At 64.7% G+C, this 23,106-nt stretch carries 16 protein-coding genes and 1 pseudogene; 12 read left to right on the top strand and 5 right to left on the bottom strand.

Translation table 11 applies throughout. The annotated features are described in order from the left end of the window. Positions 1 to 169: 169 nt before the first annotated feature. The gene (locus tag EWE75_RS06885; protein WP_130155932.1) at positions 170 to 574 is read right to left on the bottom strand and encodes a DUF5991 domain-containing protein; all 405 of its coding nucleotides are present in this window, start codon (positions 572 to 574) and stop codon (positions 170 to 172) included. 296 nt (positions 575 to 870) lie between these two features. Here EWE75_RS06885 and EWE75_RS06890 point away from each other — a divergent pair, with 296 nt between their 5' ends. From EWE75_RS06890 to EWE75_RS06915, 6 genes are all read left to right on the top strand, one after another. Further along, positions 871 to 1,248: a VOC family protein gene (locus tag EWE75_RS06890; protein ID WP_130155933.1), complete on the top strand. Its 378-nt coding sequence runs from the start codon at positions 871 to 873 to the stop codon at positions 1,246 to 1,248. Between the two features lie 362 nt (positions 1,249 to 1,610). After that, positions 1,611 to 2,543 (top strand): STM4015 family protein, encoded by a 933-nt coding sequence (locus tag EWE75_RS06895; protein WP_130155934.1) that lies wholly within the window; start codon positions 1,611 to 1,613, stop codon positions 2,541 to 2,543. Between the two features lie 16 nt (positions 2,544 to 2,559). Beyond that, a complete protein-coding gene (locus EWE75_RS06900; RefSeq protein WP_130155935.1) occupies positions 2,560 to 3,714 on the top strand; it encodes an STM4014 family protein in 1,155 nt (384 codons plus the stop codon). Further along, entirely contained in the window at positions 3,711 to 4,544 is an 834-nt protein-coding gene (locus EWE75_RS06905) for an STM4013/SEN3800 family hydrolase (RefSeq protein WP_130155936.1), read from the top strand. Before EWE75_RS06900 ends, EWE75_RS06905 begins: the two co-directional genes overlap by 4 nt. After that, positions 4,541 to 5,878 carry an STM4012 family radical SAM protein gene (locus EWE75_RS06910; protein WP_206364706.1) on the top strand — a complete coding sequence of 446 codons (1,338 nt, stop codon included), beginning with the start codon at positions 4,541 to 4,543 and terminating at the stop codon, positions 5,876 to 5,878. The genes EWE75_RS06905 and EWE75_RS06910 overlap by 4 nt, the downstream gene beginning before the upstream one ends. Then, entirely contained in the window at positions 5,875 to 6,795 is a 921-nt protein-coding gene (locus EWE75_RS06915; RefSeq protein WP_130155937.1) for an STM4011 family radical SAM protein, read from the top strand. Before EWE75_RS06910 ends, EWE75_RS06915 begins: the two co-directional genes overlap by 4 nt. Before the next feature lie 171 nt (positions 6,796 to 6,966). Here the strand turns inward: EWE75_RS06915 and EWE75_RS06920 are convergent, their stop codons facing one another. Then, complete coding sequence (locus tag EWE75_RS06920; RefSeq protein ID WP_130155938.1) at positions 6,967 to 7,659, bottom strand: helix-turn-helix domain-containing protein; 693 nt, start codon at positions 7,657 to 7,659, stop codon at positions 6,967 to 6,969. A gap of 213 nt (positions 7,660 to 7,872) precedes the next feature. Here EWE75_RS06920 and EWE75_RS06925 point away from each other — a divergent pair, with 213 nt between their 5' ends. After that, positions 7,873 to 10,350 (top strand): TonB-dependent receptor, encoded by a 2,478-nt coding sequence (locus EWE75_RS06925; protein WP_130155939.1) that lies wholly within the window; start codon positions 7,873 to 7,875, stop codon positions 10,348 to 10,350. Positions 10,351 to 10,453: 103 nt separating this feature from the next. Beyond that, a complete protein-coding gene (locus tag EWE75_RS06930) occupies positions 10,454 to 12,769 on the top strand; it encodes an arylsulfatase (RefSeq protein ID WP_130155940.1) in 2,316 nt (771 codons plus the stop codon). Positions 12,770 to 13,201: 432 nt separating this feature from the next. Here the strand turns inward: EWE75_RS06930 and EWE75_RS25495 are convergent, their stop codons facing one another. Further along, on the bottom strand, positions 13,202 to 13,729 hold the full coding sequence (locus tag EWE75_RS25495; protein ID WP_130155941.1) for a hypothetical protein: 528 nt from the start codon (positions 13,727 to 13,729) through the stop codon (positions 13,202 to 13,204). 52 nt (positions 13,730 to 13,781) lie between these two features. Between EWE75_RS25495 and EWE75_RS26230 the strand changes: the two are divergent. Continuing rightward, positions 13,782 to 13,997 (top strand): annotated as a pseudogene (locus EWE75_RS26230) (hypothetical protein); the annotation flags it as partial. 108 nt (positions 13,998 to 14,105) lie between these two features. On the opposite strand, the gene EWE75_RS06945 reads toward EWE75_RS26230, so the two are convergent. Next, a complete protein-coding gene (locus tag EWE75_RS06945; RefSeq protein WP_231708254.1) occupies positions 14,106 to 15,614 on the bottom strand; it encodes a S10 family serine carboxypeptidase-like protein in 1,509 nt (502 codons plus the stop codon). 28 nt (positions 15,615 to 15,642) lie between these two features. After that, a complete protein-coding gene (locus EWE75_RS06950; protein WP_130155942.1) occupies positions 15,643 to 16,866 on the bottom strand; it encodes an aminotransferase class V-fold PLP-dependent enzyme in 1,224 nt (407 codons plus the stop codon). A gap of 192 nt (positions 16,867 to 17,058) precedes the next feature. Between EWE75_RS06950 and EWE75_RS06955 the strand changes: the two genes are divergently transcribed. The 3 genes from EWE75_RS06955 to EWE75_RS06965 all read left to right on the top strand — a co-directional run bounded on the left by EWE75_RS06955 (position 17,059) and on the right by EWE75_RS06965 (position 23,088). Next, positions 17,059 to 18,492, top strand: a complete 1,434-nt coding sequence (locus EWE75_RS06955) for a S10 family serine carboxypeptidase-like protein (RefSeq protein WP_130155943.1) — start codon at positions 17,059 to 17,061, stop codon at positions 18,490 to 18,492. A gap of 253 nt (positions 18,493 to 18,745) precedes the next feature. Further along, on the top strand, positions 18,746 to 21,796 hold the full coding sequence (locus tag EWE75_RS06960; RefSeq protein WP_130155944.1) for a TonB-dependent receptor domain-containing protein: 3,051 nt from the start codon (positions 18,746 to 18,748) through the stop codon (positions 21,794 to 21,796). 110 nt (positions 21,797 to 21,906) lie between these two features. Continuing rightward, positions 21,907 to 23,088 carry a pyridoxal phosphate-dependent aminotransferase gene (locus EWE75_RS06965; protein ID WP_130155945.1) on the top strand — a complete coding sequence of 394 codons (1,182 nt, stop codon included), beginning with the start codon at positions 21,907 to 21,909 and terminating at the stop codon, positions 23,086 to 23,088. Positions 23,089 to 23,106: the final 18 nt, after the last annotated feature.

Raw genomic sequence — 23,106 nt, forward strand, 5'->3', positions numbered from 1 at the left:
CTCCTGTTAGTGTCGTTGACGCTCGGCGGCGAGGCTTTCGCGAACCCGCGCGAGCGACCGTTTCGGGGTCGTGCGAGCCCATCGCCGCCCAGGAGCCGGTTATCGCAAAGCTGCAATTGATCTGGCGTCGGCTTTCGTTGGCGCAGGGCGCTTGCTCGGTGTCGAGCGATCAACCGACGCGGCGGAAGAGATGCTCGCTGCTATCGGTCGCGCCGCTGGTCGGCGTATAGGATTCGAGGCGAGTCACCAATCCGCTCTCGCCGCGCGTGATTTTGAACAGTCGGGTGCCGGAGAGACCCTGGCCGGGATCGGTCGGGCGCAGCTTGAACAGCTTGATGATCACCGACCCCATCTCCGGCGTGGCGGTGCACTTCCAATGCCGATCGGTCTGGTATCCTTCCGCATCGAGGCGGCATCCGCTCGAACCGGCGCTCGGTCCGAGCGTCAGCGTATGCGTGACGAAGATCGCCACGCCGTCGCGGCCTTCGCCGCCGATGCGGCCCAACGCCTCTTCCCACACAAATTTGCCGTACCATCCCGACAGCGGCGCGGCGGATGCGGGCACGGCGGTCATGAGCGTGGCGGCACAGAGGACAGCGGTAGTTTTTATCGCTTTCAACATGGTAGCTCGCCCGTTGCTTCGGAGTGGAACGTTTCGGACGCGATTCCGCTTCATCGGGGTGGAGCGGCGGTCGGGGCCAGCCGGCACCACGGCCAGCTTTGGCGCGGCGCCCGATGCGATCCCCTGAAACGGCATATTCCGTGCCGTTTTCAAGTGGTTGAAATGAAAGTAGACGGGGTTTGATTTCGACGCCTATTCACATTTTACGTCGATTCCCGTTAATTTGCTGTCACTCATGGAGATTTGGGATGCTGCATCACGTCTCGCTCGGCACCACGGATCTCGCTCGTGCCCGTGTGTTCTATGATCCGGTCATGGCAGAGTTGGGTTTGCGACGAACTCTCGATGTCGAGGAGGCTGTCGGCTACGGAGCTGGCATCACCGTCTTTAGCCTCAACCTCCCGGCAGACGGAAAACCGCCTACTGTCGGCAACGGAACCCACGTAGCGTTCGAGGTGGAGAAGCGCGCTGCCGTAGACGCATTTTTTCGAACCGCTCTGGCAAACGGTGGTGACAGCGGGGGCGCGCCGGGTCTTCGACCGGAATATGACGCCAACTATTATGCAGCCTTCGTCCTTGACCCGGACGGGAACAAGATCGAAGCATTAACCTTCGCAGCCAGCTAGGCGGAGGACACATCGCTTCCCGATCAACCATCCTTACGGGAATGCCCTGAGCGTCTCGATCGCCATTCCCAATCGGGAAGGCTTAGCTTGCCAGCTAGCGAACCAATCGCAGAATGCACGCTGACCGTTATTCAAGCGTCAGTCGAAAACGGCTAACAACAACACCGTCTCGGCCAACGCGACCAACACCACCGTCGCGGCGCACAAGGTGACGCGAGACGAGCGCGTACGGATTCGGAGACCGCTCGCGTGAACACAGATATTCTCGCGCACCGTATCGCAAGCTCCTGTTATCGCTCTGATGTTGACTTCACGCGCGTGATGCGCCGAAGTTGCAGCGGAACCATCGGAGCAGAACCACAATGACCGTAAGCGGCAATCTGGAAAGTTTCGCGGGCAAGCCGGTAGTCGACTTCAAGGCAGCCGGGGACATCAGCGATTTCGGCGTTGTCACGCCGCGGCTGCGCTGTGAGTATGATAGCAATCATGCGTTGCGAGACCTGCTCGCGACGATGCTCGATGCTCCCGGCGCGGCGTCCACCAGCGCGCTCGTTTTCGGGCTTTGGGCGGAGAATGGCGAAACCTATGAGGTGAGTCCCGCTGCGGCGATCGAAATGCTGGTGGCAAAAAAGGACAAGCTGCCGGCGATCAACGCGTTGTTCTTCGGTGACATCACGTCCGAAGAAAATGAGATAAGCTGGATCGAGCAGGGCGAATATGCGGCGATCTGGAGCGCCTTCCCCCGGCTCGAGCAATTCTGGGTCCGCGGCGGAAACAATCTGCGACTTGGCGCGATCAATCACCAGCGTCTCGATACGTTGGTCGTTCAGACCGGCGGCATGTCCCGAAGCCTGGTGCGCGAGGCGCTGGCCGCCAACGCTCCGATCCGCCATTTTGAGCTATGGCTGGGCGCCGACGACTATGGCGCCGACAGTTCGGTCGAGGATTTCGCCGACCTCTTCGCAGGAAAGCTTTTCCCGGCACTCGAGACGCTGGCGCTGCGCAACAGCGAATACAGCGATGCGATCGCCACGGCACTGGCCGCATCGCCGCTGCTCGACCGGATCAAGACGCTCGACCTGTCGATGGGTACGCTGACGGATGAGGGAGCACGGGCACTCGCCACATCGGGACGGCTCGGCGGACTCGAGACGCTCGATATCTCGCATCATTATGTGAGCTCGGAGGGGCTCGCCCTGCTGCGCGGAGCAACGCCGAACCTCGTTGCCGACGATCTGCAGGAAGCCGACGAATGGGACGGCAAGACGCAATATTACGTCGCGGTTGGAGAATAGCCGCGCGGCTCTCGACGTGGCATTTCCCGATACACACATGGTCGTGCTCGGCGCGGCGTCGGGGCCACGGCACGACGCTTTCGCACAGGCATGCGTCGCGCGCTTCGGCCGGGCGCCAGCCGTGATCGGCTGGGACCGGTTTCTGGCCGAGCCCGAGCGATTGGCGATGATGGTGGCGCGCGGCGGGTATCTTCGGATCGATACACCCGATCAGGACGTGCGCGCGATCGCGGCGGTGCTAGCGGCAGGCGCCGGGGCCGCCGCCGCCGAGGCGATCGAGACGGTGCCCGCAGGAATTGAGGCAATGCTCGCGCAAGGCGATATCGGGTCGCCTACCCAGTTCGCGTTCGGGCTGGCGGCGGGGGTCCGTGTGGCAGAACGGATCGCGCACGACGCGGGCGCGGCAATGTCGACGAACGCGGCGGATGTCGCCTGCGCGTTCGACAAGACGAGAACGGCCACCCGGTTCCGCGAGGCCGGGCTCGCGACGCCGAGGGTGCTTTCTCCGGTGGACGGGTTCGATACGCTGGCAACCGCCATGCGCCGCGAGAAACTGTGCAGGGTGTTCGTGAAGTTACGTCACGGATCGGCAGCCGCCGGAATGGTCGCGCTGGCGCGCCACGGCGCGCAATGGGTCGCGGTGACCACCGCCGTGCTGGTCGATGGCCGGGTCCGTGCGACGCGCGCGGTGCGTCGGCTCACCGACCGGACCGAAATCGCGCGGCTGATCGACCGGCTCGCCCCGTTCGGACTGCATGTCGAGGCGTGGGTGCCGAAGCTCGCCGTCGATGGACATATCGCCGATGTGCGGATCGTCTGCATCAAGGGCGCCGGAGCGTTTCCGGTGCTTCGGACGAGCCGGCATCCGATGACCAACCTCCATCTGGGTGGCGCACGGCACCCGATCGAACGGCTGGTCGCGCGGATCGGCGCGGCCGCATGGGCCGAAGCGGTCGATTCCGCGCGGCGCGCGGCGGCTTTGTTTCCGGCAAGCGATGTGATCGGCATCGATATCGCGGTGCTGAACGATGGCCGGCGGCACCGGCTGATCGAGGCGAATGTCTTCGGTGATTTCGTGAAGGATCTGATGGTGGACGGGCGGACCCCCTATGACGCGCAGCTCGATCGTATTGCGCAGCACTGCGCAACGGGAGCACAGGCGGCCGCATGAGCCAGATCGATGCCGCCGCGTGCCTGGGAACGCATGACCTGTTGTTCATCACGTTGGACACATTGCGCTACGACGTTGCGGCCGAAGCCGCAGCGCGCGGGGAGACGCCCAATCTCGCCGGGCTTCTGCCGAACGGAACGTGGGAACTGCGGCACTCGCCGGCGAGCTTCACGTTCGCGGCGCACCAGGCATTCTTCGCAGGCTTTCTGCCAACCCCGGCGGAGCCTCGTGAAATCGCACCGGAACGGCATCACCGGCTGTTCGCGGCGCGCTTTCCGGGCAGCGAGACGACCGGCACCGGCACGCTGGTATTCGACACGCCCGATATCGTGACGGGCTTCGCTGCACAGGGCTATCGCACCATCTGCATCGGCGGGACGGGGTTCTTCAACAAGCGATCGGCGCTCGGATCGGTACTGCCCGGGCTGTTCGACGAAAGCTGGTGGGACGAATCGCTGGGCGTCGGCTGTCGCGATTCCGCTGCCAACCAGGTGGCGCGCGCGGTCGAGCGGGTGGAAGCGCAACCGGCGGGGCAGCGTCTGTTCCTCTTCGTCAACATCGCCGCCTGTCACCCGCCGCATCATTTCTACGGCGGCGAAGACCGCGACGACGCCGCGAGCCAGCGAGCGGCGCTGGCGGATGTCGACCGGCACCTGCCGGCACTGTTCGCGGCAATGCGGGCACGCGCGCCGGTGCTGGCGATCCTGTGTTCGGACCACGGCACGGCCTTCGGCGAAGACGGCTATCACGGCCACCGCATCGGCCATCGAAGCGTATGGGACGTGCCCTATGCCCAGATGATCCTGCCGCAACGCGAGGTGGCGGCATGAGTCCCGCCCCGTCGATCGTAAGGGCGGTGCCGGCGGGCCTGGGGCCGCTCTACCAGGATTACGCTTATGGCTATCCGCACAAGAACGCCTATCGCAGCTTCGCCGCACCCCAGCCGCTGCGCGACATATGGGCGGGAGAGCGGATGGACCGGCTCTTCCTCTATCTCCATATCCCGTTCTGCGAGATGCGGTGCGGCTTCTGTAACCTGTTCACGACCGCCAATCCCGACGAGGACCGGGTCGAAAACTACCTCGCTGCACTGGCCCGACAGATCGAGGCCGTGCGCGATGAACTCGGCACCGTGCGTCCGGTACAGCTCGCCATCGGCGGCGGGACGCCGACGCTGGTCGGCCCCGCCCCGCTGGAAGCGCTGTTCGAACGCATCGCCACGCGGCTGAACGCCGATCCAAGGCGGCTGCCCTCCGGCATCGAGACCTCGCCCAAAACCGCCACGCCCGAGACGATCGCCCTGCTCTCGCAATGGGGCTTCGAGCGGATCAGCATCGGTGTGCAGTCGTTCATCGAGGCCGAAACACGCGCGATGGGCCGCCCGCAGGAGCCAGCGATGCTCGCCGCCGCGCTCGACACGATCCGCGCGCACCGCTTCGGGCGGCTCAACATCGACCTGATCTACGGCGCGGAAAACCAGACCGCAGCGAGCTGGCGCCATTCGCTGCACCGCGCGCTCGAATGGGCACCCGAGGAGATCTTCCTGTACCCGCTCTATGTGCGCCCCCGCACCGGTCTCGACCGGCGCTCCCAGGTCGAGGACGAGCATCGACGCGCGCTCTATCGCGTCGGGCGCGACCTGCTGCTCGACGCGGGGTACGAGCAGGTGTCGATGCGCGCCTTCCATCGCCCCGCGGGCGTGGGCACTTCGGGGAACGAGTTTAGCTGCCAGGAAGATGGCGTGCTCGGGCTCGGCACCGGTGCGCGATCCTATACCAGCCGGGCGCATTATGCGACGCGCTATGCGGTGACCCGGCGTGGCGTGCTCGACATCCTCGACGATTTCGCGGCGTGCGATACCGACGCGTTCCGCTTCGCCTATCACGGCATCGAAATGAGCGTGGGTGAAGCGATGCGACGGTATGTACTCAAGTCGATCCTGCGCCGCGACGGGCTGGATACCGCACGGTTCGAACAGGTGTTCGGCGTGGCGCCGGGGGTGGCGCTACCCGGGCTCGACCGGATCGGCGAAATGGGGCTTATCGAGGCGCACGGGACATTGCTTCGCCCCACGCCGGCAGGACTCGAACATTCGGACGCGATCCCGCCGCTCTTCTATTCGGATGCGGTGCGCGCGCGGATGCGTACGACGACCGTGACATGAGCGAGCCGCCCACGCTCTCGATCCTGTGGCGCGGGCCGCTTTCGGGGTGCAACTATGCGTGCGGCTATTGTCCGTTCGCCAAGCGCAAGGACAGTCGCGCGACGCTCGCGACTGATCGCGCCGCGCTCGAACGGTTCGAGGGCTGGGTCGCCTTGCGCGCGCGGCGCGTGGCGATCCTCTTCACGCCCTGGGGCGAAGCGCTGATCCGGCGCTATTATCGCGAAACGATCACGCGGCTCTCGCATCTGAATCAGGTCGAGACGGTGGCGATCCAGACCAATTTGTCAGGCTCCACCGGCTGGCTCGCCGCGTGCGACACGCAGCGGGTCGCGCTGTGGACGACCTTTCATCCCGGCGAGACCGACCAGGCACGGTTCGTCACCAAGATCCGCGAACTGGCCGCGATGGGCATACGGCACAGCGTCGGGGTGGTCGCGCTGCGCGCGCATTTCGATGCGATCGAACGCCTCCGCGCGGCGCTGCCGCCGGAGACATATCTGTGGATCAACGCCGAGGAAGGGCTGCAGGGCTGCTATTCGGACGGCGAGGTGGAGCGGCTGGCCGCAGTCGATCCGTTATTCGAGCTCAACAACCGCGCGTATGCGACTGCCGGACGTGCCTGCGCGGCGGGAGAGACGGCGATATCGGTGCGCGGCGACGGAGAGGTGCGACGGTGCCACTTCATCGACACCCCGATCGGCAATATTCACGATCCCGATTTCGACGCGAAGCTCCGCGCCACGCCATGCAGCCGGGCGACGTGCAACTGCCATATCGGGTATCGCCATCTGAAAGACCTGGCGATGGCGGAGCTGTTCGGAGACGGAAGCACCGAGCGGCGGGCAAGCACCCCACTGCGCGGCGACGCGCTTGCCCGCATCGCCGCGTTCGAGTTTGGTCAGTTCGGCAGCGGATAGCCGGTCCGCTCGGCCATCACCTTCTGCACGGCGCGGTCGCATTCGGCGGCGATATCGTCATGTGTGAGCGTCGCCGGCGCGAAGGCGACCTGGCGCGAGACCGCAACGCCGTTCCATGCAGAGGAGATTTGGCATCGTGATAATGACCAGTCTCGCGGCGATATTCGCTTGTCAGCTAAAGCTGCGCTCGAGGGCTGCTACGGCCATGGTAAGCGCGATCTCAAAGCGCTCGCGAAATTGTTTGGGCTTGCGCTTCTGCAGGCCCTCATTGTCCGAAAGCACCAGCATGTTGATGACTACGAGATATGAAAGCGCAAGACGATAATCTCCTAGATACAGATCCTCGGCCCCGACCATTCGGTTGATTCGATCCAGAAGCCATCTCAGGTTGGCATTAAGGTCGGGGCGGGTGTCGCCAGCATGAAGTACGCCGGCTGGCCGTTGCTGGAGCAGGTACTTACTCATGAACGCCGCATAGGTGTGACGGCCCTCGCCATCGGTCAGATCCAAGATTGGCTCGCACAATATCCGCATGAGGGAGTGAAGATCAAACGGTCCCCCATTCGCTTCCAGCGTCGCAATAGCTTCGCCGCGCGGGCCTTCCATCTGCCATACACGCCACGCAAAGATTGCCTGCACCAGCGCATCTCGATTGCCGAAGTGATATTGCACAGCGTTCGTATTCCGATTGCCCGCCGCTTGAGCGATTTCGCGGAACGAGACGCTGTCGATCGAGCGCTGCGCATACAGCGATTCGGCCGCAGCGATGATCCGCAATTTGGTTTCGTCGGCAAAGTGTAAAGGCAATTCGGTCACTTTGCGGTCCGTACACGAACCCCGAGTGAATTCCAGTTCGCGGAGCATGGGACCCCTTTCGTACAGGGTCTAACTTCAACTGAGCAGTCACCCCCCGTTACCCATTCCGCCCTGACAATTAAAACAGGTGCGTTATTTTTGATGGACGCATACGGTTTAATGACTGACCGCTCAACAGACAGCGGCCTAAAAAAATATTTGGGAGAAGGTGACATGCCTCGACAGGCCCGGGCCGCGCACATTCGGTATAGCTCGACTGTAATGCGCGCGGCGCTTCTGACTGCGACCGCCGGGATTGGGCTGGCGAATTCCCCCGCTGCACTGGCCCAGACTGCGCAAGCCGCGCAAGCGCAGGAAGGCGGCATCGGCGACATCATAGTTACCGCGCGCAAGCGCCAGGAAACGACGCAGGATGTGCCGGTTTCAGTGGTCGCCATCAGCGCCGAGCGCATGCAGCAATATGATCTAAGCAATCTTGAGCGCGTCGCGGCGCAGACGCCCTCTTTCTCGATTGGGCGCACGCCGTCGGGCTCGGGCGCTACGCTCGTACTGCGCGGTATCGGGTCGAACACGACCTCCATCGGACTTGAGCAGTCAGTCGCAGTAATAGTCGATGGCGCCTATTACGGTCAGGGTCGCACGATCAACGAAGGGTTCTTCGACCTTGCCCGCCTTGAGATACTCAAGGGTCCTCAAGCACTGTTCTTCGGCAAGAATGCGACAGCCGGCGTCGTCTCGATCACCACGGCAGATCCCGGCGACAAGCTTGAGATCATTGCCCGCGGCGGGTACGAATTTGCCGCCAAGCAGGTCTACGGCGAAGCGATCGTCTCCAGCCCAATCAGCGATACGCTGGGAATCCGCATCGCCGCGCGCGCGGCCAAGCAGTTCGACGGCTATTACCGGCAACTGGGCACCGAACAGCCCTATCCCACGATCGACCGCACTTCGACTGCTGTTCCGGGCGTGACCACCGCTCACACCTCCGGCCCTGCCGGCGACGGACGCGCCAAAGAGGCCTACATCCGCGGTACGCTAAAGTGGCAGCCGACCGACACGCTCACAGCCGTGCTGAAGGCGAACTACGGCATAAACGAGAACAACAACCCCAGTGCCGGCTCGGTCGTTTACTATTGCCCGACCGGAGCACTGGCGAGCAACCCGGCGATCGCCTGCGGCAAGCGCTTCGCATCGTCCGCGAACCGCACGCCGACCGACATCGCCGCAAGCCTGCCCTATTCCAACGCCGATGGCCAGCAGGGCAATCAGTACAAGTCGTGGGCGGTGAATCTGGGCCTGACCTGGGCGATGGACGACCTGACGATCTCATCGGTCACCAACTACAATTGGAACCGCAACACCTTCCAGTTCGACGCCGACAGCGTGTCCCGCGCCGGTGCACCGGGCGTTTTCGCCACCGAGGATTCGACCTGGCACGCCTTCTCGCAGGAAGTGCGCGCGCAGACCACTATCGGCGGGCTGTGGGATGCGATGATCGGGGGCTATTACCAATCGACCAAGCGCGACTACAACGCCTGGACGGCTTCGGGCGGCCTGGAGAACAGCGCGGCGACGCCGGGTTTCCGGCGCTATCTCGCCAATTCGAAGGATTCGCAGACCAACGGGCAGACGTTCGCGATGTTCGGCCAGTTGATCGTGCGCCCGATCGACAAGGTCGAAATCACCGGCGGAGCGCGCTATACATCGGAAAGCAAGGACAGCTACTTCCTCCAGCCGTATTCGCATCCGATCCGCGTGGCGCAGGGGATCTTCCTCCCGGAGGTGACGCTGCGCTCCAACCAGAACTTCGAGGACTGGTCGCCCGAAGCCACCGTGACATACAAGCCCACCAACGACATCACGATCTACGGCGCCTACAAAACCGCTTACAAGTCGGGCGGTTTCTCGAACTCGGGCATCTACAGCCCTAGTGCCGGGCTGGCCGATTTCGAGTTCGATCCCGAGAAGGCCAAGGGCTTCGAAGTGGGCATCAAGACCACCTGGCTCGACCGCCAGTTGCGCCTCAACCTGACAGCGTACAACTACAAATACAGCAACCTGCAGCTCGACTTCTTCCGGTCGGACATTTTCGCCTTTACCACCATCAATGCAGGTTCGGCGCGCACCAAGGGCATCGAGTTCGAATTTCAGGTGGCGCCACGCGCGCTCGACGGGTTCGATCTGCATGGCAGCGTAAACTACAACCGCGCCCGATATGGCGATGCGCCGGGCTCGCCATGCTGGGCAGGGCAGACGCGGAATCAGGGGTGCAACCTGGTCTACGTCGCGACGACCGACAGCTCACGCCCTTTCAACCCTGCGACCGACACCATCGCCAATCGCCAGAACCTGAGTGGCCAGCCTACCGCCAACGCCCCCGACTGGACCGGGAACCTCGGCGCATCCTACGAAGCGCACTTCGGCAGCGGCGCCAAGGCTGCTTTCGGTCTCGATGCCCGCTACAGCGGCAGCTACATCGCAACCGCCTTCGGCAATCCCTACACCTGGCAGAAGCGGTACGTTTCGCTTGACGGCAGCATCTCGCTCACCACGGCGGACGAGCACTGGCAGTTTCAGCTCATCGGCAAGAACCTCACCAACCGCTTCTATGTGATCGGCGGCAACGACACGCCCAACAGCGGATCGGGCACCGGCACCAATGCGGGCGTCGTCGCCGACCAGACTGGCTACGCCAGCCTTCCGCGCACCGTCCAGGCGCAAGTCACCTTCCGCTACTGACATCCCCCATCCTCCCCTTGAGGGTCTCTGGTCGCAATAGCGAGACAACCAGAGACCCCCCTTTTTTATCGTGGGAGGAGCGAACGCCAGGAAAGATGTAATCATGACCAGATCGTTGCGCGTGTGGGCCGCCTTGCTCGCCACTTCGGCGCTTACCTGCGCGTCGCCGGGGCTGGCGCAGCCGGCGGGCGATACTGTTGGAAAGACCGTCGAGACAAGCCATGCGCCGCGCTGGCCGTCCGAGCCCACCGCCCCCAAGAGCGCGCCCAACGTCCTGGTCATCATGACGGACGACGTCGGCTACGGCGTCAGCAGTGCGTTCGGTGGGCCGGTCCCCACGCCTACGTTCGACGCGTTGGCGAGCAACGGCCTTCGCTACAGTCGCTTCAACACCACCGCGCTGTGCTCACCCACCCGCGCGTCGCTGCTGACCGGGCGCGAGCCGCACAACGTCAACATGGGCAACGTCACCAACCTGCCCACAGGCTATGACGGGTACACTACCGTCATTCCCAAGACCGCTGCGACGATCGCGGAAATCCTCAAGGAAGGCGGGTACAACACCGCCATGCTGGGAAAGGGCCACGTCACGCCCGAATGGGAGATGAGCCCGGCCGGCCCGTTCGACCGCTGGCCTACAGGCCTTGGCTTCGAGTACTTCTACGGCTTCCTGTCGGCGGATACCTCACTTTGGAATCCCAATCTCGTCGAGAACGAGAAGGCGGTCGAGCAGCCTGATGATCCGACCTATCACTTCGAAAAGGACATCGCCAACCACGCCATCGGCTGGCTACAGGCCCAGCACGCCAGCGCGCCGGGCAAACCGTTCTTCATGTACTACGCTCCTGGCGCCGCGCATACGCCGCACCAGGCACCGCGGGAGTGGCTCGACAAGTTCAAGGGTCGCTTTGACCAGGGCTGGGACAAAGTGCGCGAGGAAAGCTTTGAGCGCCAGAAGGCCATGGGCCTGATCCCGAAGGATTCGGTGCTGTCGCCGCGACCCGCCGCGTTGCCGGCTTGGGATACCCTCGACGCCGAACATAAAAAGGTCGCGGCGCGGCTGATGGAAGCCTATGCCGCTACGGTCGCCTATTCCGATTTCCAGGCCGGTCGCGTCATTCAGGCCCTGCGCGACAGCGGGCAGCTAGACAACACGATGGTGGTCTTCATCGAAGGCGACAACGGATCGAGCGCGGAAGGCGGCCTCGATGGCCTCGCCTTCGAACAGTCGTCGATCACCGGCCATAAAGAAACCTTCGCCGAACTCGCATCGCACTACGATGATATCGGCGGGCCGAACGTCTATAATCACTTCCCGGCGCCCTGGGCCTGGGCAATGAACAGCCCCTATCCGTGGTGGAAACAGATCGCCTCGCAGGCGGGCGGCACGCGCAATGGCATGGTCATCTCGTGGCCCGCGCGGATCAAGGATGTGGGCACCTTCCGCGTCCAGTACGCCCACGTCAGCGACATCGCGCCGACCATCCTGGAAGCTACCGGCGTCAAGGCGCCCAGCACGGTGCAGGGCATCCCGCAGCAGCCGCTCGACGGGATCAGCTTGGCCTACAGCTTCGCCGCGCCCAAAGCCGCCTCGCAGCGGCGCACGCAGGTTTTCGAGATGATGGAGAACTTCGGCGTCTACCACGATGGCTGGATGGCCGGCACTCTGCCCAAGCGCATGGCCTGGGAAGTGGGTGTGGGAGAAGACCGCAAGCTGGGCATTGGGCCGGACAGTCGCAAATGGACGCTGTTCAACCTCGACAAGGATTTTACCACGGCGAACGATCTGGCCACGAGCAATCCGGCCAAGCTCAAGGAAATGCAGGATCTGTTCTGGAAGGAGGCGGCGGCTAACCACATCCTGCCGATCCATGACTACAGCGAAGGCGCGCAGGGTCGTCCTACGCTGGGCGGCAACCGCAGCCATTTCGTCTACCGCGCCCCGCTCAGCCATCTGAACGAAGATGCGGCACCGCACACGATAGGCAAATCATTCACGATCGATGCGGACGTCGACGTTGGCACACATGCCAAAGGCGTCCTGGTAACACAGGGCGGCCGTTTTGGAGGCTATGCGTTTTATCTCAAGAACGGAATGCCCGTGTTTCACTACAATGCCGTAGGATCGGATGAATTCACCATTCGAGCTCCCAGCGCGCTCAGCGCTGGCCACCATAAGGTCACCGCAGCGTTCAAAGCAGACAAGGCGCAGGCCGGGTCAGGCGGCACGCTCACCATCAGCATTGATGGCAAGCCAGTGGCCAGCGGGCAGATTGGTCGAACCATTCGTGGCTGGATGTCTCACACTGAAGGATTCGATGTGGGCATGGATACGATCACGCCAGTCAACGGCGATTACACTGTGGCCGATAGCCGCTTTTCTGGCACAATCCGACAGATCGACATCGACCTCAAATGACAAGAGGGCGTATGTCTTCAGACGCGCTTATCCCCATCGTTGGCGAGTATATCGACTTTCAGGCGGGGCCTTCGCGATTAAACCGTTAACCCGAGCTCTTCATCGCCTGGCCCTCACCTCCCAAATTGCGGCTCGCGGGTGAGAACGAAAGCCAACGGGCCGGAATGGGCCTATTTGTGCTCATTTGGGCCGAACCGGCACTTCAGTGCCCTACCTCTTGCACTCCGAATCGCGGCGCCGCATGAAGATATCGGATCAGATGTAGGTGCTACAGAGCTCTCGGGGTTTTGAACGGCCGGTCTTGCCAGATGATTCAGGTCTTGAGCGCGTCCGGGACGCGACCACTGCATCAACATACGAAACCGACCAGCTTCATCTCGCTTTGCGGCAGGGGCGTTGCCGGTCAGGGTCGTGCCATATCGACCGCCCTTTTCAGGGGACGGATAGCGCGGTGTCCAACCGGCTCGGGAATTGCGCGAACAACGCCTCGGCCAGCTTGCCGGCGACAGCATCGGGCGCTCCCGCGCGCGTTCCGTCGACCTGCGCGGTCATGGCGCTTGCGCTCCATACCGGGTGCTTGTCGCTCCGCAGCAGAATCGTGACCTTGAGTTCGGTGAGGACGAGGCCCCGGAGTTGATCTTTGGTGGTCGGCAGCCGCATGCCCATGCCCACGCCCCAATTGGCGATACCTGCAGCCGGGGCCGTGCCTCTGGTGCCGGACGTCACGACGCCTTCGGCTTTTCGCGTAACGGCGATAATCGCGATGTAGCGGCTATGGCTCGGCGCCGGCAGCGGAATGAAATTGGCCTCCGCGCTCGCCGCCCGAACTGCGTCGGCAAACACCGGGTCGATATCACGCGCACCGGCACTGTCATCCCGCTCGACCGTGATCGTGCCGGGCGTGACGCGCGGGTTCGCCTCCTCGACTGGCGTCGCCGCTGCGGCGAGGGCACCGATCATGATCCACGGGAGCCACATCGTATCGTCTCGCCTTCGGCGTGAGCCGCCGTCGATGGTTTCTAGGAGGCGCCAGCGCGGGAAACAAGCTGGCTTGGGGCAAGCGGTGGTCAGACGCGGCGGTGGCCTCGGCGCGGTGCTGACAATCCCGACGGCGGCCATCTACACCTACGACACGGTCGATCGTATCGCCAACGATCCCGGCATCCAGATCGCCTACATCGTCCTGCCCAATGCGATGCACGCAGAGTTCACGATCCGCGCCTTCAAGGCCGGCAAGCATGTGCTGTGCGAAAAGCCGATGGCGGTAACACTGGAAGAGTACGATCGCAGGAAGTCGTCTTCCAAATGCGCGATCATGCTTCTTCCCACAGGTGGATCACATCCTTCGCGCCGCTGCGATTCCCGCCACGAACGCATGCAAGTCGGTGCTCAGCAACGCCGAGCCGGACTCGTCCTCGCCAATCGAGTGGCCGGTCGGGTAGACATGGCTGCTGCGGCGATCAACCGGCACGCCTGCCTGGTTCAACGCGAAGATGCCCGCCTCCGCCGGCGTGGTGAGGTCGAAATATCCGCCGCCGGTGAAGACCTGCAACGTCGGCTTGGCCGCCATTGCGGATGCGAGAAAGGGCGCGAACGATCCCCCGGAATAGGCCCCGCCCCGCCCAGCTTCGTAATTCCATTTAAAATTGATGCCGAGATTGAGGCTGCGATACGGACTGGGCACGGCATAGCCGAGTTCGTCCTTGAGATAGCTCTCGATCGTCGCGGCCGTTCCAGAACCGAGCGACATCGAGGGATCATCGAACGGCGGATGGAAGTTGGAGTCGGCGATGGCGCGTGTCACTCGTGCATCGAGTTGGCCGGTACGCAAGCCCTTGGCGGCGAGCAAACCAAGCATGAAATTGTCCTTGTCGATCGCAATACCATCCTTGGCGATCGTCGCGGCGGGCAGGCCGATCAGCGGCGCCATCCGTGCCGCCAGCGCTTGGCGCTCAGCGTCGGGCAATGCCGATCCCTGGACGGTCGCGGTGATATACGCGCTTTCGGCGAAGGCACGGGCCGCTTCGAACTGCTGCGCGACGGTGCGGCCGCCCCGGTCGATCGTATTATGATACCATGCTATCGCGGACAGCGTCGGCAATTGCACCATCGCCTCGGTCGCGGGCGAGCCGCCGCCGCCAAGCGCCAGCGCGAGCAGCACGATGCCGTCGGGAAGCGCCTGTTTCGCCTTCATCGCCTCGTTGAGCATCGCGAGCGCGCGCATCGTGCCGTAGCTCTCGCCGACGACGATGGTCGGCGCGGTGGTGCGCCCGTTGGCTTTCTTCCAGCCGTCGATCACCTGCGTGGTCGCACGCGCGTCACCGCCGACGCTGAAGAAGGGCGTCGCGTCCTTGCCCGCGATCGGCATGCTCGCGCCGGTGCCGACCGGATCGATGAAAACGAGATCGGCGACGTCGAGCAGGCTGTGCGGGTTGTCCTCGATACGCGTGCCATCGAGCCGGCGCGGGCCGATTCCCTTCATGTGCAATGGCGAGGACGAAGCACCCGGGCCGCCATTGAAGATGAACAACACCGGCCGGTTAGCCGGATTGGCCGGCGTCTCCGCGACATAGGCATAGGTGACGACGACCGCGGCGGGCGTGCCGTCCGTCCCCGCCATCGGCGTTTCGGTGACGATCGCGCGATAGGCGATACGCTTGCCGGCCAGCGTGATCGTGTGGCGGGTCGTCACCACTTTGGCGCTGGCCGCCGCGCGCGGCACCATCGGGTCCATCGCGCGCTGGAACGCGGGCGATACCTGCCACGCCGGCGCTTTGTCCTGAGCCACGGCTGGCGCGGCGAAGATCAGGCTGGCGGCGGCAAGCAGGCGAAAGCGGTGGCGCATGGCAGATCCTTGAATGCGGCGAGACGGGTCAGGCGGCGGGCAGCGCGGCGAGCGCGCGGTCGATATCGTCCATGTCGTTGAACACCGACGGGCAAAAGCGGAAGCGGTTGCGCGACAGCGTGATCTGCACGCCGGCCTTCTGGAGCGGCGCGGCAAGCTTGTCGTGCGCGCCTTCGAGAATGCAGGTGACCAACGGCGTGCGGCTGTCCGGCGGGGTCACCACACGGTAGCCCTTGCGCGGCAATTCGGCCTGGAGCCGCGCCAGCATCGGGCGGCGGTACGCAGTGATGCGCTCCACCCCCAGATCGAGCAGATGCGCCAGCGACCAGTCGAGCAAGGCGATGCCGGTATGCGCGCGCGTGCCGGTCGCGAACAAGCCCTCCGCGTCGGAGCGCGGCGTCACATCGGCGATGGTGTCGCCGGGCGGATCGAACGGATAGACGTGCGGCTGGAAGCCGGCGAGTTGATAATAGCCGTAGGTCGAGCGTTTTATGCGGTCATGCAGGTCGGCGCGGGCGTAGAGGAAGCCCAGCCCGAAATCTCCCATTAGCCATTTGTAGCTGGCACACGCGGCGAAATCGACACCGCTGGCGCGCACGTCGATCGGGATCGTGCCGGCGGCGTGGATGATATCGGCATAGACCAATGCGCCCTTGGCATGGGCGATCTCACAGACGCGCGTCAGGTCGTGCTCGAAGCCGTTGTACGTCGAGACCAGCGACAGCGCGACCAGCCGCGTGCCGGGCGTGATCGCGCGTTCGATATCGTCAACCGCGATTCTGCCGTCGCGCGCGCGCAGCCAAGCGACATCGACGCCCTGTTTTGCGAGTTGCTCGTAGAGATAGAAAGAGCCGAAGAAATGCAGCGTATCGGTGACGACACGCCCGCCGCCGCGCGGCAGATCGAGCGCGGCGATGACGAGTTGCTCGCCGGCGGTGGTGCTTTGCACGAAGGCCAGTTCGGCTGGATTGCAATTGATGAGCCGGGCGAAACTGGCTTTGACGCGCGCTTCGGCTTCGTCGGTCGGGTAGTGGCCGCCGGTGCCGTCGCGAGCGCGCAGATAGGCATCGGCCGACTGCCGTGCGCCGGTCGCGATCGGGTGCATCGTTCCCGAATCGAGGTAGGTGTTGCGCATCGGCGCGAACGACGCTGTGTCGGGCAGCGGTGCAGGCGTCGCCACGGCGCGCGCACCGCTCACCGCCAGCGGCAAGGTGGCGCTTGCGCCGAGTATCGTGCGCCGTGTGACGTTCATGCCCCATCCGCTCCCATCGCGTCCTCCGCAGGGTAGCGGAGGACGCCCGCATAGTTTTCGCGAAGATGCGCGTCGAGGCGGTGCGGATCGCGCACGCAGGCCGGGAAAACGACGTGGCCGCGCCGATCAACGCATAAAAATCGTCGCGCGCCGCGATTAGACGGATTGCGTGGCATGATGCAGGAGGTGGCGATGCGGGCGATCTTGAACTTTGGGGCGATCGCACTGCTCGCCGCAGGCGCATCGCCGGTCGCTGCCGCCCCGCGTGCGCCTGTCCCGGCCGGATGCCCGGCGGATGCGGCTTCCCGCGCGCAAAGTGCGGTGATCGGCGGACTGACACGGCGCTACACGATCTGCGCGGGCACGCTGCCAATCCGGGATTCCGCTGGAACGGTGCGCGCGTCGATCTTCTATACCGCGTATCTGCTGGACGGCGCGGCGCGGAACCGACCGCTGAGCTTCGTCTGGAACGGCGGCCCCGGCGCGGATTCGCGCCTTCTTCAATTCCATGCGCTCGCCCCCAAGACGCTCCAGCACGGCGCGCTCGCCGACAATGCCGCCAGCGCGCTGCCGACGAGTGATCTGGTCTTCGTTGATCCCGTCGGCACCGGCTTCAGCCGTCCCAAGACGCCTGCCGACGGAGCCACCTTTTACCGAACCACCGGCGATATCGCGGCGATGGCGCAGTTCGTGCGCAACTTTCGCGGTGTCTATCGCCGTGGCGGAGCGCCGACCTATCTGGTCGGCGAAAGCTTCGGCACGTGGCGCGCGTCGGGCGTGGCCGAGGCGCTGATCGATACCGGCGAACCGCTGGCGGGCATCGCCCTGATCTCGGGCGGCATTCCGCTTGGGGATAGGGAGGACCGGTCACTGATACGCGCGCTGTCGCTGCCCAATCGTACCGCCACCGCGCTCGCGCTCGGCAAGCTCGCCCCCGCATTGCAGGCCCACCCAGAAGCGGCACTGGCCGAGGCGGAGAATTGGGCGCGCACCGTCTACCGTGGCGCGCTCGCCGATCCGGCCGCGCTCGGCGCCGCCGCGCGTGCCGAAGTGATCCAGCGCCTCGCCCGCTATCAGGGACTGTCGCCGACAACGATCGACGCGAAGACCTTGTGGGTCTCGCCGCGCCAGTTCCGCACCGGCCTGATCCCGGCGGAACCGCGCGACATCTTCGACATGCGCAAGCCGGTCGCGCACCTGGACACCGCCGCCGACGACAAGGCGGTGCTGGCCTTCTATCGCGAGACGCTCGGCTATCGCGACGGTCGCTATGCCGGAATCGAGGAAAAAGGCCCCGATGTCGGCGCTCAGTGGGAATACGACCAGACGCCGGTGACGCCCGAGTCCCTCGCCCGCGCGATGGCCGGCGAGGGTCCGCCGAGCGCGTCGCAACCCTGGACGTTGCGCGCGATGCAAAAGGCACCCCGGCTGCGCGCGTGGGTGGCGGCGGGCCGGTACGATTCGCTCAACAGTTGCGCAGGCAATGCGGCCACCGTCGCGGGGTTGCCGCAAAGCGTGGCGGCGCGCTTCACGCTCCGCTGCTATGCGGGCGGGCACATGATGTATGAGGACGCCGCCGTCAAAACGCTGTTCGGGCGCGATCTCGCGGATTTTCTGGCGCGCTGACGATCCCGACGAGAGCCGGCACCCCGGCTTCAACTGCCGCCCGAGTTGAATTTTTGGAGCGACATTTTCGGCGACCCAGCCCGCCGTGATGCGGAAGTTTGGACAATACGCGCATAATTTATCCGCAACGTGTGTCGGGTTCCTGAACTGCGACGAAGTTTTTGCGCAGCCTCGCGGTATCCTGACAGGCATCGAACACGGCCAGTCCGGGGAACGGCCGAGCCGCAAAAGCGGAAACCGCACAGGGGGAAACATGGGCAAGCACAGGGCATCGTCGGTTCGCAGATATCTCGAAACCACCGGGCTGATCGCGGCGCTGGGTGCCGTCGCACCGGCCCATGCGCAGGTCGCACCGGCCGCAGCCGAACTCACCCCTTCCGCTGACGCGGCACCCGAAGTCGCCGGCACCGACGTCGTGGTCACGGGGTCGCGCATCCGCCGGTCCGGTTCGGACCAGATGGCGCCCGTCGTCACGGTCAATCAACAGTGGATCATCGATCGCGGCTACACCAGCGCCGCCGACGCGCTCAACGACGTCACCTCGATGACCCCGGCGATCAATCAGGCCGACGGCACCGGCAATTCGAGCGGCACCGGCCAGCAATATCCCAACCTGTTCGGCCTCGGCGCCGGGCGCACGCTGACGCTCGTCAATGGCCGGCGGATGGTCACGTCGTCCTCCGGGCTGGGCGATGCGCAGGTCGATGCCAACATCATCCCGATCGGCCTGCTCGACCGGGTCGATGTCGTGCAGGCGGGCGGAGCCGCAGTGTACGGCTCGGACGCGATCGCCGGCGTCGTCAACTATGTGCTCAAGAAGGACTTTACCGGCCTCGACGTCGATGCGCAGACCGGCATCTCCAGCCGTGGCGATTACCCCACCTACAGCGCGCGCGCGACCGCCGGCACCAATTTCGCCGACGGGCGCGGCAATGTCGCCGTCGATGTCAGTTGGGCGACCTCGCCGGTGCTGCGCTTCGGCGACCGGCCACTGTCGAACCTTTCGCGCGTCGCCGTCTCCAACGCGGCCGATACCGGGCCGAGCGACGGCGTGCCTTCGGTCAAGGAACTGCTCGACGCGCATTTTTGGGAATTCAACGGCAACGGCGTGCTGTTCAACACGCCCGCGCCGCTCACGCGCTTCCTGACCGGCGGCGGCCTGCAATTCGCACCCGACGGCAGCGTGACCCGCTACAATCCCGGCACCAGCGTCGGCATTCCGTTCTCGAGTGGCGGCGATGGCCTGCGCTATTCCGATCTTGCCGGGCTGCGCACCGGCGTCGACCGGCTGACCGCGAACATGATCGGCCACTACGACGTCTCCGATCATCTGACGATCTCGACCGAGCTGCTCTACGCGCGCACCAAGGGCACCGAGATTCCGCAGGGCAACAGCTATACCATCCTGAACGCCGGCACCTATGCCGGGCCGATCGTGTTCACCATCGACAACCCGTATCTCACCGCCGCCAGCAAGGCGACGCTGAGCGCCGCGCGGCCGGGCTTCGCACAGGGCGCGCCGATCTTCCTGTCGAAATATTTCTATGATCTGGTGCCGAGCGACCAGCAGACCACGACCACCAACACCTATCGCGCGCTGCTTTCGGCAAACGGCGATTTCGATGTCGGAACGCGCAATTTCTACTGGTCGGTATCGGGCAGCTATGCCCGCGTCGAAGGCCAGCAGCGTAGCTGGCAGGTGGTCAACAGCAAGTTCGAGAATGCGATCGATTCCACGCTCAACGGCGCGGGCAAGATCGTCTGCGCGATCAACGCCGATGGCGATAACAGCAACGATGATCCCAATTGCGCGCCGATCAACCCGTTCGGGAACGGCAACGTCAGCGCCGCCGCGCGCAACTACGTCAGCACGCGCGCGGGCATGGATTACACCAACGAGCAGGTCGATATCCTCGCGACGCTCGGCGGCACGGTGGTCAGCCTGCCAACCGGCGACGTGAAGTTCAGCCTCGCCTATGAGCACCGCGACGAACGGGCGCGCTTCGATCCGCTCGCCGCCAACCAGGCCGGCAGCTTCGGTGGCGGGACATTGGAACTGCCGCAATCGGGCCGCTACAACACCAACGAACTCTCGGCGGAAATCGATATCCCGCTCGTCGGCAGGGACTTCACCTTGCCGCTGGTCAAGGAACTCGAAGCGACCGGCGCCTATCGCTATGTCGACAACTCGATCGCGGGCAGCGAAAGCGTGTGGCAGGCCGGGCTGCGCTGGCTCGTCACCGACGGCGTCACCCTGCGCGGCACGCGCAGCCGCAACTTCCGCGCGCCGACGCTGACTCAGCTCTTCAAGCCGAGCAGCACCGCGCTCGGCTCGGTCGGGTTCGATCCCTGCGATGCCGACCGCATCAACTCCGGCCCGAACCCGTCCGTGCGCCGCACCAATTGCCTCGCGGCCTTCGCGGCGAATCCCGGCTATGGCGTCGGCGCCGATGGTACGGGCGCCGGGCTGAGTGCCGCGCAACGGCTCGCGCTGTTCCAGGACCCCGCCGAGAATTTCGAAGTGGCGTCAGTCACGACGGGCGGCAATGCGGGGCTGAAGAACGAGATTTCGAACACGCTGTCGTACGGCATCACGCTACAGCCGAAATTCGCGCGGGGGCTGACGATCACGGTCGATCGCATTCAGGTCGATCTGCGCGATGGTCTGTCGGCCTTCACCACCGAGGATTTCACCGCCGCCTGTTACGACAACGTCAATCCGAACCCGGCGGTGTGCAACGCCTTCAGCCGCCTCGCGGTGAGCGACGGCATCAACACCGGCGGCACGATCTTGAAGGGCACCACCACCACCTTCAACGCGGGCGTGGTGAAGTATCGTGGCGAGACCTATGCGATCGATTATCGCTTCGCGCCGGGCGACCTGTTCGCAGGCGGTCGCGATCTCGGCCGGCTCCAGCTCAACGCGTCGGCAACGCGCAACGAACTGCTCACCCAGTCGGTGACCGGCGAGACGTTCGACCGTACCGACGATACCATCGTCGAGCCGAGCTGGGTCGGGCGGTTCAACGCCACCTATGTGAAAGGCCCGGTCCGCGTGTCGTACCAGATGTTCTATCTGCCCGGCGCGCGACGGACCTACACCTCGACGATCGAGAATGATCCCAATCCCGAGGTCGCCAGCAACATGACTCATAGCCTGTCCGCACAGATCGACGCGGGCCGGCTCACCTACCGGCTCGGCGTGGAGAATCTCACCGACGAGCAGCCGTCCTATCCGAGCATCGCTTATGGCGACATTCTCGGCCGGCGCTTCTTTGCCGGCGTCAACGTGCGGTTGCCCTGACGGCGGCGGTTCGGCCCCCTTTCACCACATCCGGCACCGGCCACGCGAGGGCGTGGGCCGCGCCGGTGTCTCGACGGCGCGCGCCCGGTGGGCGTGAGGAGTAGGAAGCAATGGCTCATCACGGCGAGACTTCGCCGCCACGATCCTACGCGCAATGGATTCGCCGGACGCTCCGCCGCGTGCGGGCCGAACGCACGCTGCTGGTCAGCCTGTTCGAAAGCTCCGTGCCCGAACCGCGCGAGATGCTGCGCGAGCTGGTGGCGGAGGCGTTCGGCAAGACGATCACCTCGCGCTATGCCAGCGCGTTCGCGGGCGGCAACCCGTTCGTGGTCGAACAACTGGCAAAACGCTACCGCGTCGATGCCGATCGGCTGCTCTGCACGACCGGGGCGACCGGCGCGCTGTCGCTGATCTACCGCGCGCTGCTCAAGCCCGGCGACCGCGTCTTGATCGAAACGCCCGCGTTCGACCTGTTCGATACGATCGCGCGCTCCTACGGCCACGGCGTCGATCATTTCGAACGCGGCGGCCCGAGCTTCGCGATTGATCCCGAAGCGGTGGCGGCGCGGATCGGGCCGGATACCAAGCTGATCGTGATGTCGGATCTGCACAACCCGTCCGGCATGAGAACCGACCCCACGGTGATCGCCGAGATCGGCCGGATCGCCGCCGCACGCGGCGTCACCGTGGTCGTCGATGAAGTGTACCGGGACTATGCCGATGGCGCCGCCGAGGCGACGCCGTCGGTGCATCTTTCGCCGAACATCGTCACGATCAGCAGCCTGACGAAGATCTACGGCCTCAGCACCTTGCGGTGCGGCTGGATCGTCGCCGCCCCCGAGGTGATGCGGACGATCCGCGCGCTCAACGACGAGGTCGAATTCGGCGTCTCCAATCTGGCGCATGCGGTGGCGGCTCTGGTGCTGGAGCGGCGCAACCGCTTCGATGCGTATTCCGCCAGCATCGTGCGACGGGGCCGGCCCGTGATCGAGGCGTATCACGCGCATTGGCGGGCGAACGGCCTGGTCGATGGCGAGCTTCCCGACTTCGGCTGCATCGCCTTTCCCCGGCTTGTCGGCATCGACGATACCGATGCCTTTTCGGACTGGATCGCCGCGCGCGGCGCGGTCGTGGTGGCGCCGGGCAGCTATTTCGGCGCGCCCGGCCATGTGCGGATCGGGTTCGGGCTCGAACCGACCGCGCTCGAATACGGCCTGCAGGCGCTGACCGACGGGATGAAGACCTATCGCGACCGCTCGGCCAGGCCCGCGCCGATCGCCATGTATGATTGATGTTCCGAGCGAGCGGTG

Origin of the sequence: Sphingomonas populi, assembly GCF_004208535.1 — a bacterium.
Taxonomy (GTDB): Bacteria; Pseudomonadota; Alphaproteobacteria; order Sphingomonadales; family Sphingomonadaceae; genus Sphingomonas; species Sphingomonas populi.